Origin of the sequence: Shewanella sp. Isolate11, from assembly GCF_022398315.1 — a bacterium.
In the GTDB taxonomy this organism is placed as follows: domain Bacteria; phylum Pseudomonadota; class Gammaproteobacteria; order Enterobacterales; family Shewanellaceae; genus Shewanella.
On sequence record NZ_JAKEVF010000002.1, the window covers coordinates 591,041 to 607,127 of the forward strand.

At 44.6% G+C, this 16,087-nt stretch carries 11 protein-coding genes; 2 read left to right on the top strand and 9 right to left on the bottom strand.

Annotation, left to right across the window (positions count from 1 at the left end; translation table 11 throughout):
• Positions 1-42 precede the first annotated feature (42 nt).
• The gene (gene topA, locus L1D21_RS07860) at positions 43-2,688 is read right to left on the bottom strand and encodes a type I DNA topoisomerase (protein ID WP_239844684.1); all 2,646 of its coding nucleotides are present in this window, start codon (positions 2,686-2,688) and stop codon (positions 43-45) included.
• 358 nt (positions 2,689-3,046) lie between these two features.
• Between topA and astB the strand changes: the two genes are divergently transcribed.
• Complete coding sequence (gene astB / locus L1D21_RS07865; RefSeq protein ID WP_239844685.1) at positions 3,047-4,384, top strand: N-succinylarginine dihydrolase; 1,338 nt, start codon at positions 3,047-3,049, stop codon at positions 4,382-4,384.
• Between the two features lie 119 nt (positions 4,385-4,503).
• Here the strand turns inward: astB and L1D21_RS07870 are convergent, their stop codons facing one another.
• On the bottom strand, positions 4,504-6,954 hold the full coding sequence (locus tag L1D21_RS07870) for a hypothetical protein (protein WP_239844686.1): 2,451 nt from the start codon (positions 6,952-6,954) through the stop codon (positions 4,504-4,506).
• Positions 6,955-7,171: 217 nt separating this feature from the next.
• Between L1D21_RS07870 and L1D21_RS07875 the strand changes: the two genes are divergently transcribed.
• Positions 7,172-8,491: a dicarboxylate/amino acid:cation symporter gene (locus L1D21_RS07875; RefSeq protein ID WP_239844687.1), complete on the top strand. Its 1,320-nt coding sequence runs from the start codon at positions 7,172-7,174 to the stop codon at positions 8,489-8,491.
• A gap of 107 nt (positions 8,492-8,598) precedes the next feature.
• On the opposite strand, the gene L1D21_RS07880 is transcribed toward L1D21_RS07875, so the two are convergent.
• The 7 genes from L1D21_RS07880 to L1D21_RS07910 form a co-directional block, all read right to left on the bottom strand.
• Complete coding sequence (locus tag L1D21_RS07880) at positions 8,599-9,903, bottom strand: inosine/guanosine kinase (protein ID WP_239844688.1); 1,305 nt, start codon at positions 9,901-9,903, stop codon at positions 8,599-8,601.
• Between the two features lie 189 nt (positions 9,904-10,092).
• The gene (gene hemH / locus L1D21_RS07885; protein ID WP_239844689.1) at positions 10,093-11,100 is read right to left on the bottom strand and encodes a ferrochelatase; all 1,008 of its coding nucleotides are present in this window, start codon (positions 11,098-11,100) and stop codon (positions 10,093-10,095) included.
• 130 nt (positions 11,101-11,230) lie between these two features.
• A complete protein-coding gene (gene adk, locus L1D21_RS07890; protein WP_239844690.1) occupies positions 11,231-11,875 on the bottom strand; it encodes an adenylate kinase in 645 nt (214 codons plus the stop codon).
• Positions 11,876-12,071: 196 nt separating this feature from the next.
• Positions 12,072-12,917 carry a tetratricopeptide repeat protein gene (locus L1D21_RS07895; RefSeq protein WP_239844691.1) on the bottom strand — a complete coding sequence of 282 codons (846 nt, stop codon included), beginning with the start codon at positions 12,915-12,917 and terminating at the stop codon, positions 12,072-12,074.
• A gap of 60 nt (positions 12,918-12,977) precedes the next feature.
• Positions 12,978-14,897, bottom strand: coding sequence for a molecular chaperone HtpG (gene htpG / locus L1D21_RS07900; RefSeq protein ID WP_239844692.1), 1,920 nt, complete (start codon positions 14,895-14,897; stop codon positions 12,978-12,980).
• A gap of 162 nt (positions 14,898-15,059) precedes the next feature.
• Positions 15,060-15,659, bottom strand: coding sequence for a recombination mediator RecR (gene recR / locus L1D21_RS07905; protein ID WP_239844693.1), 600 nt, complete (start codon positions 15,657-15,659; stop codon positions 15,060-15,062).
• A 3-nt stretch (positions 15,660-15,662) separates the two neighbouring features.
• Positions 15,663-15,992 (bottom strand): YbaB/EbfC family nucleoid-associated protein, encoded by a 330-nt coding sequence (locus L1D21_RS07910; RefSeq protein WP_011866032.1) that lies wholly within the window; start codon positions 15,990-15,992, stop codon positions 15,663-15,665.
• Positions 15,993-16,087 lie beyond the last annotated feature (95 nt).

Here is a 16,087-nt window from a genome sequence, read left to right on the forward strand (position 1 = left end):
AGGATATAAAAAAGCCCTAATCTAAGTTAGGGCTTTTAATGGCTATTTTTTCTTCGGCTTAGGTTTCGCTTTAGCTTCACTCACCCACTTACCACCTACATATTTGGCAGTCCAGCCCGTTGCTTTACCATCAACCTCAGTAGCAACATATTGCTCCTTGGTCTTACGGCTAAATCGAACAAAGGTTTTGTTACCCTCATCATCGGTCACTGGAGCATCAGCAAGATACTGATACTTAGGCCATAATAGCTCACGGTATTTCACCAACTCTTCAACCAAAGGCGCCCTTGTCTCACGAGATCTTGGGAAAGTACTCGCCGCCATAAAGATACCTGCAGCACCATCACGCAGTACGAAGTAACCATCTGACTTAGTACATTTCAGCTCAGGCAGATGAATAGGATCTTCTTTTGGTGGCGCCGCTTCACCACTTTTCAGCAGTTTACGGGTATTTTTACATTCGCTATTGGTACAACCGAAATACTTACCGAAACGGCCATTCTTCAGCTCCATGTCATTACCACAACGATCACACTCTAAGATAGGGCCTTCGTAGCCTTTAATCTTAAACTGTCCCAGCTCGACTTCATAACCGGCACACATAGGGTTATTACCACAAACATGCAGCTTACGTTTTTCATCGATCAGATAGCTATCCATTGCGGTGCCACAAACACCACATCTGTGCTTAGCACGTAACGCATCGGTTTCTGCATCTTCACTATTCTCGCTGATAGCCTCTTCACCCGCAGTCAGGTTAAGCGTGGTTTTACAACGCTCTTTCGGCGGTAACGCATAACCTGAACAGCCGAGGAATACCCCGGTAGTACCGGTACGGATCCCCATTGGACGATCGCAGGTTGGACACTTAATATCAGTCAGCACCATCTCGTTAGGTCGCATTCCGCCCTCTTCGGGTGGTAAATCGGCCTTCTCGAGTTGAGCGGTCAAATCTTTATAGAAGTTATCGAGTACTTTCTTCCATTCAAGCTGGCCTTGAGCCACATTATCTAATGTCTGCTCCATACCCGCAGTGAAATCGTAGCTCATCAACTCTTCAAAACTACCAATCAGACTTTCACTAACAATCTCACCCATCTTTTCAGCATAGAAACGACGGTTATCAACTTTAACGTAACCACGATCTTGAATGGTTGAGATGATCGTCGCATAAGTCGATGGTCGACCAATGCCCCGCTTTTCAAGTTCTTTAACTAATGATGCTTCACTATAACGCGCTGGCGGCTTAGTAAAGTGCTGCTTTGGTTGTAACTCTTGCAGCGACAAGTTATCACCTTGAGCCACAAATGGCAGCGTATTGTCTTCTTCGTTTTTCTTCTTGATGGCGGTTTGAACTCGTGTCCAACCATCAAATTTAAGCGTACGACCAGAGGCTTTAAGCTCGTAATCACCGGCCGAAACGGTTAAACGGGTCGCATCATATTTTGCAGGCGTCATCTGACAAGCTACAAATTGACGCCAAATTAATTCATATAAACGCTGCGCATCGCGCTCCATATCGGAAAGACTCGCGGCACTCACCTTAACATTAGATGGACGGATCGCTTCGTGAGCCTCTTGAGCGCCTTCTTTACTGCCATAACGAATCGGATCGGCCGGCAGATACTTATCACCAAACTCACTGCCAATCATCTCGCGCACGTTATCGAGTGCTTCTTGGCTTAAGTTGGTGGAGTCAGTACGCATATAAGTAATATGGCCCGCCTCATAGAGACGCTGTGCCATCATCATGGTTTTCTTCACGCCAAAGCCTAAGCGAGTACTGGCGGCTTGCTGCAAAGTTGAAGTGATGAAAGGCGCTGAAGGCTTGCTCGATGTGGCTTTGTCTTCACGAGCTGAAACCACAAAACTGGCACCAGAAAGTGCGTCGACTGCAGCCATTGCTTGTGATTCATTAACAGGATTGAAAGCTTGTCCCTGATACTTAGCCACCTGCATTTTTAACGCTTCGTCAGATAAGGTATTGAGCTGCGCGTGAATATCCCAGAACTCTTCAGGAACAAACGCCTTAATCTCACCTTCTCTCTCAACGACTAAGCGAGTGGCTACCGACTGCACTCGGCCAGCGGATAAACCTCTGGCAACTTTCTTCCACAGCAATGGCGAAACCATAAAACCCACGACTCTGTCTAAGAAGCGACGAGCTTGTTGGGCATTAACCATGTTGGCGTCAAGGGTCGATGGATGACTAAACGCATCTTGAATCGCTGATTTAGTAATTTCGTTGAAGACCACGCGCTGATAGCGTTCAGGATCGCCACCGATCACCTCTTGCAAATGCCAGGCAATCGCCTCTCCCTCTCTATCCAAATCGGTTGCGAGAAAGATATGGTCAGCTTTTTCTGCAAGAGACTGTAATTCCTTAACCACTTTTTCTTTACCAGGTAAGGTCTGGTATTTGGCTTTCCAACCACGTTCGGGGTCTATCCCCATTCGGGCAACAAGCGCTTTCTTGGCTTTATCTGCCTTATATTTGGCTTTTTCTTCAGGGGACATCTTACGAACTTCTGCAGGGGTTTTCGTTGCCGAACCCGCTTCCGCAGTCGAAGATGTTGGTAAGTCACGGATGTGCCCTACACTCGATTTTACGATGTAATCTTTGCCGAGATATTTATTAATAGTCTTGGCTTTGGCCGGTGATTCGACAATAACTAGCGATTTACCCATAGAATGATCTGCGCCAAAAAGTCTCAAAATTCTGTAAATTGGCTCCATATATAGAGGGTTGTATCGATAGTTTCAAGCTAATCCCTCTATTATTTGTCTCGGAGAGCCAATTTTTAACCGTTTTTGAAAAAAATGTGAAAAATAATATTGCGTAATTAAAAACTAATATTTCATTATTAAGTATCAAGCAAGTAATAGTTATGCATTTTTAAGCAGATATCACAATACCAACTCAATTTACCTACCTTGTTAAGCCTAATCGCTCAAGTATACTGATGCACAATTTCAACAAATCAATGACCTTAATCTTTTAATTCATCTGATTTGTAAACCTAGATAAAAAATAAAAGGATGTGCAATGAAGCATTATGAAGCTAACTTTGATGGCCTAGTTGGACCCACCCATAATTATGCGGGACTCTCTTATGGAAATGTGGCTTCACTCAATAATGCCGCCGCAAAATCCAATCCGAAAGCCGCCGCTAAACAGGGGCTAAAAAAAGCAAAAGCGCTGGCCGATATGGGAATGGTACAAGGTATGTTAGCACCTCAGGAGCGACCAGACCTTCATACTCTGCGCCGAATTGGATTTTCAGGTACAGATGCAGAAGTGTTAAATAAAGCCGCTAAAGAGGCTCCTGAGCTTCTTAGAGCATGTTGTAGTGCGTCAAGTATGTGGACAGCTAACGCGGCGACAGTTTCCCCCAGTGCCGATACCCATGACGGGAAGATTCATTTCACCCCTGCTAATCTCGTCGATAAACTGCACCGCAGTATCGAACCAGTAACCACGGGCAACATCCTCGCAGCGACTTTTAATAACACGCGCTATTTCCAACATCACCAACATCTTCCAGAACATACAAGTTTTGGCGATGAGGGTGCTGCTAACCATACCCGCTTATGTCGTGAATATGGTCACGAAGGATTAGAACTGTTTGTTTATGGTCAACAGGCCACAAATCCTACGGCACCTAAGCCGAGTAAGTATCCAGCAAGACAAACCTTAGAAGCCTCACAGGCGATTGCTCGCCTGCATCAACTTGATGAAGAAAACAGCGTATTTATACAGCAAAACCCAGACGTGATCGACCAAGGCGTATTTCACAATGATGTGATTGCTGTAGGCAACCAAAACGTGTTGTTTTACCATCAGCAAGCCTTTGTCGACACTCAAACTAAGCTTGATGAAATACGCCGTAAATTTAATGGCAATGAATTACATTTTATCGAAGTACCAACCGCTAAAGTCAGCATAGAAGATGCGGTTAAAACCTATCTATTCAATACTCAAATCATCACCTTGCCCAATGGAGAGATGGCGATTATTGCCCCAACTAATTGCCAAGAAAATCCGGCGGTATTCGACTACTTAAATGAGGTCGTCACCTTAGGAACTCCCATTAAACAGGTACATTATTTTGATGTTAAGCAGAGTATGCAAAACGGTGGTGGCCCGGCCTGTTTACGATTACGGGTTGCAATGACTGAAAGCGAAGTAAATGCTGTGAATCAACACACACTGTTAAATGATGCATTATTTGAGCGCCTCAACTCATGGGTCGATAAACACTATCGTGACGAACTCGCCGTCGAGGACTTAGCCGATCCGCAATTAATTATTGAATCTCGCACCGCACTAGATGAGCTGACACAAATTATGAAGCTGGGTTGTGTTTACCAGTTTCAAAAATAACATTTAACCCTCACTTCGTTATTTTAACGCTTAAAGCGACCCAATAAAAAGGTGCCTAGGGCACCTTTTTATTTAACTTAACGCATTATTAAAATTTAATCAGAATTTCAGCACAAGCGTTACTCAATCGTGATCCCCACTGACAGTACTTCAGTCACATGACCGCTTGGCGTTTCCACTTCAACCAGTAAAACCCCAGAGTTCGGCTGCGCCTCACCTTTTAACGTCACGTTGAACTGTCGGCCACCATTGTAATTGGTGCTTGGCCAAGTGTATGAACTAGAGCTGACAACAGAACCTGCAGTAGCAGTAAACCTTACTATACTGCCAGCAGGCATCTGCTGGTTATGCTGATCTGAAATGGTAAAGCCAACCGTCGCTGAACCTTCACCAACGATGGTGATTCCGCCGCCCGTGTGTGGACCATTTTTATCATCAATAGCTACATCAGCAGGGGCTGTCGCATAGGCGGTACTACCCGACATGACAATCACTAAACTTCGACGAATATAAAGTGACTTAGAATCGTTCACACCGTCAGCACAACCTGCATGCACAGGGTCAGAACAAAGCACGCCATTGTACAAACCATCTTTGTCGGCAAATACACCATCTGCATTGAAATCGATCAACTCTTCAAGGGTACCACCAGCTTGTCCACCAGTTTGCTGCGGATTAAACAGGCCATCTTCGTTATAGTCATTGAAAGCGTCTGTCAAATCAAAAGAGTGGCCTGTCACATCAGTACCTGAGGTAAATTCGGTCATTTCACTGGCATCAAAGCGGCCATTACCATTGAGGTCAGGGAAAGATTCTTCACCGATCGCCGTAGCCGTGATAGTAGCGCGTCCACCATATTTTTGACCATACACGTTGCCGTAAACTCCAAGGCTAGCATCGTAAGCCAAAGTGGCATCAGGGTTGTTCACCATAGCACCACTACCATCTAAAATAAGATTGCCTTCAGGTCTTGGTAATTGACTAGTCCAAGTCACGGAACACGCACCGGCCACTGTCTGACAGAAATCAGTAATCGAACCACCCTCAGTAGTAAACGACACAGTTGTTCCATCTGGAACTGGGTTGTTAAAGGCATCGGCCATACGCGCGGTGACTTTCACTGTAGTGCCATCAATATCCCAACCTTCTGCATTTAATAATTCAGCAGACAGCGAGAAACTGTCTTGATCAGGAATACCTGTCGATACGATTAACTGATTGGACTGACTCGAAATCGCTGGTGTTGCACCGTTATCTACTGTTGCAGTTACGCGCAAAGAAGTCGATACCGTACCCGTGGTCACAACCGTTTGTACAATCCCCGACGCATCTGTTGTGGCCGATGTTGGAGAAAGAGAGACTCCACCAACGACGGTATTAAGCGCAAAGAGTACGTTTTGATTACTCACGGGATTACTATTTTTATCCAGCACCTTAAATTTAACTACAGAAGACTCAATACCGCCTGTGCCTAAAATACTGATATTTTCGGGGGTTGCTGAGTCAAAAACGATACTGCCAATATCAGCTTGCAGTACATTGATTGTGCCCGTTGCAGAAAGGCTAATACCACCGGCATTAGCTGTGACATTGATTTGATCATCGCCTACACAACCTTTAGCAAGGTATGTGGTGGTCGCGACTCCATTACTAGAAGAGACAGGAGAACTCAGCTGTGCCTGCGATGAAGTAGCACACGTCGATGAGAAGTTCACATCAACAGGCTGGGTAAAAGGATTACCCTGCTCATCTTGGATTTCAACCGAGATAGTTGCGGTACCACCCGCAGAAAGCGTATCTGTACTTACAGATGCCTGCCCCTTAACGAAAGGAGAGCCACTCCCCATCACCACATTTGTCGCCCCAACGACAACTATGGTTTTACCCACTTCATTGGTTGATAAGGTTGCAGTAACTTCACCAGCACCTAAAGCGCTACCAGCGTAGATATCAACAGTCGCCTTACCCTGAGAGTCGGTTACAGCCGTTTTAATAGGTAAATCACCAATAGCACTATCAAACGTGACAATAACAGGCTTACTGATACCTGTTACCGTTGCGGTTAATTTACCTGGTGACAATGTGCTAATTGACTGAATCGCATTGCCGCTATCATCGGTAAGCACGAGTGATACTTGGGCACCACCACCGGCTTCACCGCCATCACCGACCATAGTGACATTCACAGAAGCGCTTTCCCCTGATGAAGTGGTCGCAGTCACTGTGGCACCGGTATTAATCGCCGCAGTGTTAAGCTGGATAGTCGCCACACCACTTGAATCGGTAGCCACTTCGCCCGTACCCGGAGAAAAAGTACCGTAGGTATCGTTATTAAGAGAGAAAGACACTAAGGTATCCACGGCAGAGCCACCAGCATATTTCACCTTAGCGGTTAATGTTGCAGGTGCGGCAACAGAAATTTGAGTGTTATCGATGGAAAGATCGATTGTAATAGATTCGGGATCGGTAGTGCCACCAGTGCCGTCGTCCGTAACGTTACCACCACCACTACAGGCAACGATAAAAAGTAGAAACAAATATGAGGTAAAAACTTTAAACGCTGACTTCATTGTCAGACTCCCTGTTACTTAGATTATAATGTTAAGCATCTGCTTATTACTTATAGATTAACATTACACAATTTTCCTACAACTTTTCCATCACAATCAGTGTTTAATTGCTAAAAATGGATAAAAACTTTAACCACAAAGCCATTTCATCAATTTAGGTTTCTTGCTAGGCTTTATGTCAATAAAAGAAATGGCTAAAAATAATACAGGAAGCACTATGGCTCTAACTCAAAACAAAAAGCTCGGTTTAACGGCTAAAATACTTATTGGTATGGCTGGGGGCATTTTATTTGGGCTCTTACTGCGTAATTTATTTCCCGAAAGTAATTTTATTCAAGAATATATTACTGAAGGTCTCTTACATGTTATCGGTAGCATCTTCATTTCAAGTTTACAGATGTTAGTTGTCCCCTTGGTATTTGTCTCTTTAGTCTGTGGTACCTGCTCACTAAGTGACCCATCTACGTTAGGACGTTTAGGTGGAAAAACCATCGTTTTTTATCTATTTACCACCGCAATCGCTTTAACTGTTGCTATTTTAGTCGCGCTGTTAATTCACCCAGGTAACGCCTCTCTTGCTTCTGAAAATATGCACTATGCGGTTAAAGAAGCGCCCAGCTTATCCAATGTTTTGATTAATCTGGTACCACGCAACCCAATTCAGGCTATGACCGAAGGTAATATGCTACAGATCATTATCTTTGCAGTTATTTTTGGCTTCGCCATTTCACATATTGGAGAGCGAGGAAAACGCGTTGCAGCACTATTTAATGATTTAAATGAAGTGATCATGCGCGTCGTTACCTTAATCATGCAACTTGCACCTTATGGTATTTTCGCATTAATGGGTAAACTGGCTCTTTCTATCGGTTTAGAAACATTTGAAAGCGTCGTTAAATATTTCTTCGTGGTACTAGGTGTCTTATTATTCCACGCCTTTATTGTTTACCCTTTCCTACTAAAAACCTTTTCCGGTTTAAGTCCGCTGATCTTCATCCGTAAAATGAGAGATGTGCAACTATTTGCATTCAGCACCGCAAGTTCAAATGCCACATTACCTGTGACTCTTGAAACCGCAGAGCATCGACTTGGTGTCGATAACAAAATCGCTTCATTTACCCTGCCACTAGGTGCGACCATTAATATGGACGGTACCGCAATCATGCAAGGGGTTGCCACGGTGTTTATCGCTCAGGTATTTGGTATCGACTTAACCATCACAGATTACGTCATGGTGGTCGTTACAGCGACCTTAGCCTCTATTGGCACCGCAGGGGTTCCTGGTGTTGGGCTTATCATGCTTGCCATGGTATTAAACCAAGTCGGCCTACCCGTTGAAGGCATCGCGCTTATCATGGGTGTTGATAGATTATTAGACATGGTTCGTACTGCTGTAAACGTCACGGGCGATAGTGTAGCGACAGTGATCATTGCTAAGTCTGAATCAGCCTTTAACGAAGAGCTATTTAACGATACGCAAGCGGGGAAAACCACTGGTAGCTTCGTCGACCAAGTTAACGCTGAAGTCAAAGATTAAAACGTAACTAACCTTTAAGCTAAACGCAAAAGGCGCCCCATGATACTTATCTGGGGCGCCTTTTTTGACAGCGTTAGCACTGAAAAAAGTAAATATTCAAACCACTATTACCTTTCCCAATATGCCTCTTCTAGGCTATCTTCTCTTTCTGGTAAACCGCGAGATAAGCGCGGACTATGCTGAGCCAATACTTCATAGGCTACTCGGTTAGCATATTTACAAACCTGTGAAAAAGAGGAGTAACACAAACCATCACGTTTATGTTTACTTGAACCTGGCACATTGGCCTTGTGGTAAGTATTCGACGCCAAGTCATGCAATAAAGCGGCTAATGCACCATCCCCGGCACCATTGGTATTGCGAATAATATCTGGACCGCCCATATATGGCGCAATATGCGCAAACACTTTAAGTGGAGTATCACAATCACTTTTTAATTTGGGTCTTGAGAACTCATAACGGTTAAACTCGGGGATCACGCCAGGTAATAGAGTATGACTGGTTTCTCGCTTCTCAGAATCCTCAGTATATCCCGCCATATACAACCCCAAAGGCCCTGCGGTGGTCAGAACTAAATCACACCATTCCAATGCAGCATCACTGGCACTTAATGGGTCGCGGAAACCCGTTAACGCCTCGCCTTCATCTTCGTTCATCGCTAAAATTGTGACATTTTGTTTGATAAAATCTCGCCACCACAAGGGATCTTCTTCGATTAAGAAACGCGTGCCTAAAGTCAGTACCACAGGTACATCTGCCGCTTTGGCATACTCGATGGCCTTTAAGGCTGCAGCACCAATTTGATCGCCGCCACTGGCCCTCATTAGATACGCCGTCAGCACCAACGCAGAAGAGGACTGCACTATTTCTTTATTAATAAACTCAGGGGTTAACTTATCCATCGAACCTTTACTGATTGCAAAAGTACGCTCACCACATTCGGAGATCAGTGTAAAACAACGCCCGATAGGGCCATCGACGGGCTGCAGATAGTTCAAATCCACTTTAGAAGAGGTATTACATAAATAACGATAGGCATAGCTGCCCACTTCAATATTGTTACTCATCACACCAAATAACACCGAACGGTCATCGGCTAAAATTGAGTAATTGTGTACTGTATTACCTATGGTGCCGCCCGCAAACTCGTCGCAGATCAAGTTTGATTGCTTTAGCTCGTTATAAAGCTTGTGAGCTTTATCGTCATCGATCAGTGTCGAATTGCCTTTAGGTAATTCATAGCGATGCAACAACTCATCGGCCACCTTAGCTTCGATGTCGACTAGGGTTTGATCTATACCACTGACATGAGTAGGAATATGTTGCGGCTGCTGTGTTAGCTGAGCCAACAATGGATCACGGTTTTTGACGGGAAAATAATGCTTTGATTTACGTTGACCAGGAAACTTCATACCGAGCTCACTCTTGTCGCATCCCTGCAAATTGGAATCGAAATAAACAGTAAACTAGACCCCTTAGTTCACTATTTATCAAGCAGCGTCTCTATTGATAGGAGCCGCAGCCTAATCTAATAAAATAGCCGCAGATCCTACCACATAAAATAGCATTGAGTAGTGATTTATGCCTTGCTAGAAGATGGTTTATTTCGCCGTTAACCAACCACCGGCTTGCTCAGTAACAATTTCGGCTAATAGCTGAATATGCACTGGATCGTCGTTGAGGCAATCAATAAAACGGTAACTCTCGCCACCGGCTTCAATAAAACTTTCTTTACCAGCAATTGAGATCTCTTCTAAGGTTTCCAGACAATCCACCGAGAATGCCGGACACATAATATCCACCGATTTCACTCCAGTTTCTGGTAAGGATTCCAACATGGCATCGGTCGCAGGCGTTAGCCATTCCTCTTTACCAAATTTGGATTGGAAACACAGGCGCCACTGTTCCTCAACCAAGCCTAACTCTGCAGCTAATAACTCAGATGTTCGCTGGCACTGTTTCTGATAGGGGTCGCCTTCAGTCACATATCTGAGCGGCACGCCATGATAAGACATCAACAAGCACTGCGCCTGTCCATGTTTATCCCAATGACGACGAACCGAATCGGCCAGCGCCTTAATATAAGTAGGATGTTGATAATAATCTTTACTAAAACGTGTCTCAGGATAATCACGGCGCTGTTGATAAATCTTTGCAATAGCATCGAAAACCGGTGCAACAGTCGAACATGAATACTGCGGATATAACGGTAATACCACAACTTTTTTAACACCTTGAGCGATGAGCTTATCTAAGCCTGCTTGTAAAGAGGGATTGCCGTAACTCATTCCCAACTCAACCGGAATGGGCTGAGCAAATTGCTCTGCTAAAACTTGTTCCAAAGCATTACGCTGGCGTTGACTTATCACCATCAACGGTGATCCATCTTGCCACCAGATTGACTGATATAGCTTAGCCACAGCTTTAGGGCGGGTGTTTAAAATAATACCATTAAGGATCGGTTTCCAAATAAGCGGATTAACATCAACAACGCGAGGATCGCTTAAAAATTGCTTCAGAAACTGTTTAACATCTTTAGGGGTGGCCGTATCAGGGGTTCCTAGATTCACTAATAACACGCCGACTTTTGCTGTATCTGTATAAGACATTGAGTTCCATGACTCCCTAGCTGAAATGTAAAACTGCTGTAAGGCTAGGCTAGCATCGCCTTAGCCATAAAAAAAGCCCACCGTGGTGAGCTTTTTAAATTATGAGATACATCTCATGCAGTTAGCAAGATTAACCTATGGTTTTTGCAATCGCATCGCTTACCGATGCAACGCTTTGAGTACCATCAAACTTGTTATAAGTAAGTTTACCCGTAGCCGCAACTTTGCCGTAATAATCAACTAGAGGCTTAGTTTGTTCATGATAGATACCTAGGCGCTTACGCACAGTACTTTCTTCATCATCTGGACGAATAACAAGGTCTTCGCCGCTGACATCATCCTTACCTTCCACTTTAGGTGGATTGTACACAAGATGATAAACACGACCAGAACCAGGATGAACACGACGACCACTCATACGCTTAACGATCTCTTCGTCTGGCACATCGATTTCAATAACATGATCGATTTCGATACCGCTAGCAGCCATGGCATCAGCTTGCGGAATAGTGCGAGGGAAACCATCAAGCAGGAAGCCTTTGGCACAATCATCTTGAGCAACACGCTCTTTTACTAAGCCAATGATTAGCTCATCAGATACCAGTTGTCCTGCGTCCATCACTTTTTTGGCTTCTAAGCCCAGAGGAGTGCCAGCTTTAACCGCTGCACGTAACATGTCGCCAGTAGAGATCTGTGGCACACCATATTTTTCCATGATGAACTGGGCCTGGGTACCTTTTCCGGCACCTGGGGCACCTAATAACATAATGCGCATCTGAGAGTCCTCTTATTTCGCATAATTTAGAATATTTATTTTTATCATTGGGCGGCGATCTTCGCACAAATGACCGCTTATTTGAAGTCACGAAACCTTAGTTTTCATTCGACTTTAGGTTGATACAAGTTTTTCTACTAACTTCAGAACCAAACCCAGTTGAATATACTAAACAAGCCCTCTATCACCCAAAGACTTAGTACAACAAGCTATAGAGTTTACGACGATATTGGTTAGCAAGCGGATTGCCTGGACCCATAGCGGTCAATATTTCCATGAATAACTGCTTTACCCCGCCGTCATGAGCTGTAATGTCTTTCACCAACACGCTAAAAAGTTTCTCTAAAGCCTCTTCATCGCGCTTGGCACTATTAAGTGCCTTGCATAACGCAAGCAGCAGAGATAAATCGTTCGGGTTAGCATCTAAATCAGCCTGAAGATTACGGATCTCAGGCGTATCGGCGGCATCCAGAGCTAATGATAATTTAGCCTGAAGGCTTTGGTAATAACTGTCTTGATCTGCCAATCCGATGCCACTAAGCAGGACTTTCACCTGCTCGATTTGCCCAAGTTTTAACAAGGCATCGGCATACACTAACGCCACCTCAGCTTGTTGGTTGGCTTGATAAGCTTCCTTTAACAGTGGTAAAGCTTGCTCAGCATTGTCATTAGCCAATAAAGTTTTAGCTTCAGTTAATTGTAACTGCCACAACTGAGGAAGGTGCTGCTCGAACATCGCTTGAATTTGCGGTTGCTCCTGCACTCCAGCGAAGCCATCGATAGGTTTGCCCTCGCGTAGCACTAGCGTTGTCGGCAAACTTTGTATCTGAAAGTAGTTAGCAATCTCCATTTCGGCATCGCAATTCACTTTAGCTAGTATAAAGCGTCCCGATTGGCTCGCTGCCATCTGTTGCAGAGTTTGTACCAGAGCCATACTTTCTGGACTTTGTTGACTCCAAAAGGTCAGAACCACCACTTGCTGCATCGAAGCATCGACAACCTGCTGGATATTTTCTTTGGTTAGATCCAATACTGTATCCATAATTTTCCTTAAGCGAGAAAGCATAAGAGGCAGTCTTGCTGCCTCTTATTAAATTGATGGTTATTTTACACTCGCCAGCAGCATCTTGTTCATTAGTTTAATAAAGGCTGATGGATCGGCCAAGCTACCTTTCTCAGAAAGTTGCGCTTGTTGTAATAACAAGTCAGCCCATTGTCCAAACTGCTCTTCATCCTGCTCAGCATCTAAGCGAGCCACTAATGGGTGCTCAGGATTAAGCTCAAATACTGGCTTGCTCTCAGGTACCGCTTGACCCGCTGCTTGCATCAACTTAATCATCTGTGATGACATCTCGCCCTCACCAGCAACGACACAGGCTGGAGTGTCAGTCAGACGCGTCGTCACTTTGACGTTAGAAACCTTATCACCTAATGCTTCTTTAACACGCTTAACTAAGCCTTCAGACTCGGTTTCTAACTTCTCTTGGGCTTCCTTGTCTGCGGCATCTTCTAATTCGCCTAGTTCAAGATCACCACGAGTCACTGAATGTAACTGCTTGCCATCGAATTCTGTTAAGTGGTTGATTAACCACTCATCGATGCGCTCCGACATCAATAATACTTCGATGCCTTTCTTACGTAACAATTCAAGATGAGGACTGTTTTTCGCTGCTTCATGGCTATCGGCAACAATATAATAAATCTTGCTTTGTCCCTCTTTCATTCGCTCCACATAATCAGCCAATGACACAGTGTGAGCCGCTTCATTGGTATGCGTCGAAGCAAAACGCAATAAACCAGCAATCTTCTCTTTATTCGCGAAATCTTCAGCCGGACCTTCTTTTAACACTTGGCCAAATTCAGCCCAGAAAGTTTGATACTTCTCAGGATCATTCTTGGCTAACTTTTCAAGCATACTCAGTACACGTTTAGTTACCGCAGTGCGCAGTGCTGTGGTGATCTTGTTGTCTTGCAAAATTTCGCGCGACACATTCAGTGGCAAGTCATTTGAATCAATCAAACCTTGCACGAAGCGCAGATAACTTGGCATAAACTGCTCAGCATCATCCATCACGAACACGCGCTGAACAAACAGTTTCAGACCATGTTTACGATCGCGATTCCATAAATCCCAAGGTGCTTTCGCAGGAATGTACAGCAAACTCGTGTATTCCTGTTTCCCCTCGACGCGGTTATGGCTCCACAGTAATGGGTCAACAAAGTCATGAGAAATATGCTTATAAAACTCTTGGTATTCTTCCTCGGTCACATCGCTCTTATTACGAGTCCAAAGCGCAGTGGCCTTGTTCATCGCTTGCCAGTGACCTTCTGTTGCTGGAACAGCCTCACCGCCCTCTTCAGTAGCTTCTTGAGCTGGGGTACCTTCTTGCCACATCTCAACAGGAACAGAGATATGATCAGAGTATTTGGTAATGATTGAGCGCAGACGGTAGTCGTCAGCAAACTCTTTTTCATCTTCACGCAGATGCAAAATGATCTCGGTTCCGCGTGACTCTTTAACTATGTTCTCAACCGTGAAATCACCTTCACCCGCAGATTCCCACTGCACCGCTTCATCGGCACTATGACCTGCTGCACGGGTGCGTACAGTGACTTTATCGGCCACGATAAAGGCTGAATAAAAACCCACACCAAACTGACCAATCAACTGTGAATCTTTTGACTCGTCACCAGAGAGATTTTTAAAGAATTCCGCAGTGCCTGACTTAGCAATCGTCCCCAGATGCTCAATCACACCATCACGGGTCATACCGATCCCGTTATCTTCAATGGTGACAGTGCCTTTTTCGCTATCGGCGCTAACACGAACACGAAGCTCACCATCGCCCTCATACAATTCGTCTTTGGTTAATGCTTCATATCTAAGCTTGTCAGCCGCATCGGCAGCATTGGAGACCAATTCACGCAAGAAAATCTCTTTGTTTGAGTACAAAGAGTGGATCATCAAATTAAGTAGTTGTTTGACTTCGGTTTGAAAGCCATGGGTTTCTTGTTGTGACATCGAGTATTCCTTCTTAAATTCACAAATAACGCTCTATGGCTAAAGAGATGGGGTTAGAATTTTGCTTTTCAAGCCAAAATGTCGTTATGAATTTTATTTGCTCAAAAAAAATCCAGCACACTGGTGCTGGATTTCATCATAACGAGGAGTTAAAGCGCGATATTACAAAGGAAGCCGCCCATTAAATGATAAGGCTAACGTCGTACTATCAACATATTCAAGCTCTCCACCTACTGGTACACCATGAGCAATACGGCTCACGTTAATTTCGTGCTGCTTCGCCATATCGGCAATAAAATGCGCGGTGGCATCCCCTTCTACCGTTGGGTTTGTAGCTAAGATTAACTCACTTACCTCACCACTGGCTAAATGCTGCTCTAACAGACTCAGCCCCAGTTCATCAGGCCCTACACCATCGAGAGGCGACAGATGCCCAAGTAGCACGAAATAGCGCCCAGAGAAGTAGCCCCCCGCCTCAATTGCCAACACATCTGCAGGGGTTTCAACCACACAAATAAGTTCAGATTGACCACGACGGCTACTGGCACATATAGGGCACAGCGTCTCTTCTGTGAAAGTACGACAACTATTACAATGTCCCACATCGCTCATTGCACTAGCCAAAGACTGAGCCAATTGTTGACCCGCTTTACGATCACGCTCGAGTAATTGAAATGCCATTCGCTGGGCTGATTTAGGGCCTACACCGGGTAAACAACGCAGCGATTGGATCAATTCATCGACAAGGGGGCTAAATTTCATATTTTAGAATGGCATCTTCATGCCAGGAGGTAATTGCATACCGCCGGTCACTTCAGCCATTTTCTCTTTTTGACTCTCTTCAACTCGGCGCGCAGCATCGTTACATGCAGCGGCAATCAAATCTTCTAGCATCTCTTTGTCGTCTTCTAACAAGCTAGGGTCAATTTCGACTTTACGAACACTGTGAGAGCCTGTCATTGTGACTTTAACAAGACCAGCACCCGCTTCGCCAGTAACTTCCATGCGTGCGATCTCTTCTTGCACCTTGGCCATTTTGTCTTGCATCATCTGGGCTTGTTTCATTAGGTTGCCCATACCGCCTTTTCCAAACATATCGACTTCTCTTCAATATTAAAAAACTGGCTAATCTTACTGAATTAGCACCAATAAGCAATCAAAGCTGATCGCCAATCTACCAACTAACACCC

Excerpts from the sequence above, each read along its gene's own strand:
- topA (WP_239844684.1), bottom strand. The coding sequence starts at position 2,688 with ATGGGTAAATCGCTAGTTATTGTCGAATCACCGGCCAAAGCCAAGACT.
- astB (WP_239844685.1), top strand. The coding sequence starts at position 3,047 with ATGAAGCATTATGAAGCTAACTTTGATGGCCTAGTTGGACCCACCCAT.
- L1D21_RS07870 (WP_239844686.1), bottom strand. The coding sequence starts at position 6,954 with ATGAAGTCAGCGTTTAAAGTTTTTACCTCATATTTGTTTCTACTTTTT.
- L1D21_RS07875 (WP_239844687.1), top strand. The coding sequence starts at position 7,172 with ATGGCTCTAACTCAAAACAAAAAGCTCGGTTTAACGGCTAAAATACTT.
- L1D21_RS07880 (WP_239844688.1), bottom strand. The coding sequence starts at position 9,903 with ATGAAGTTTCCTGGTCAACGTAAATCAAAGCATTATTTTCCCGTCAAA.
- hemH (WP_239844689.1), bottom strand. The coding sequence starts at position 11,100 with ATGTCTTATACAGATACAGCAAAAGTCGGCGTGTTATTAGTGAATCTA.
- adk (WP_239844690.1), bottom strand. The coding sequence starts at position 11,875 with ATGCGCATTATGTTATTAGGTGCCCCAGGTGCCGGAAAAGGTACCCAG.
- L1D21_RS07895 (WP_239844691.1), bottom strand. The coding sequence starts at position 12,917 with ATGGATACAGTATTGGATCTAACCAAAGAAAATATCCAGCAGGTTGTC.
- htpG (WP_239844692.1), bottom strand. The coding sequence starts at position 14,897 with ATGTCACAACAAGAAACCCATGGCTTTCAAACCGAAGTCAAACAACTA.
- recR (WP_239844693.1), bottom strand. The coding sequence starts at position 15,659 with ATGAAATTTAGCCCCCTTGTCGATGAATTGATCCAATCGCTGCGTTGT.
- L1D21_RS07910 (WP_011866032.1), bottom strand. The coding sequence starts at position 15,992 with ATGTTTGGAAAAGGCGGTATGGGCAACCTAATGAAACAAGCCCAGATG.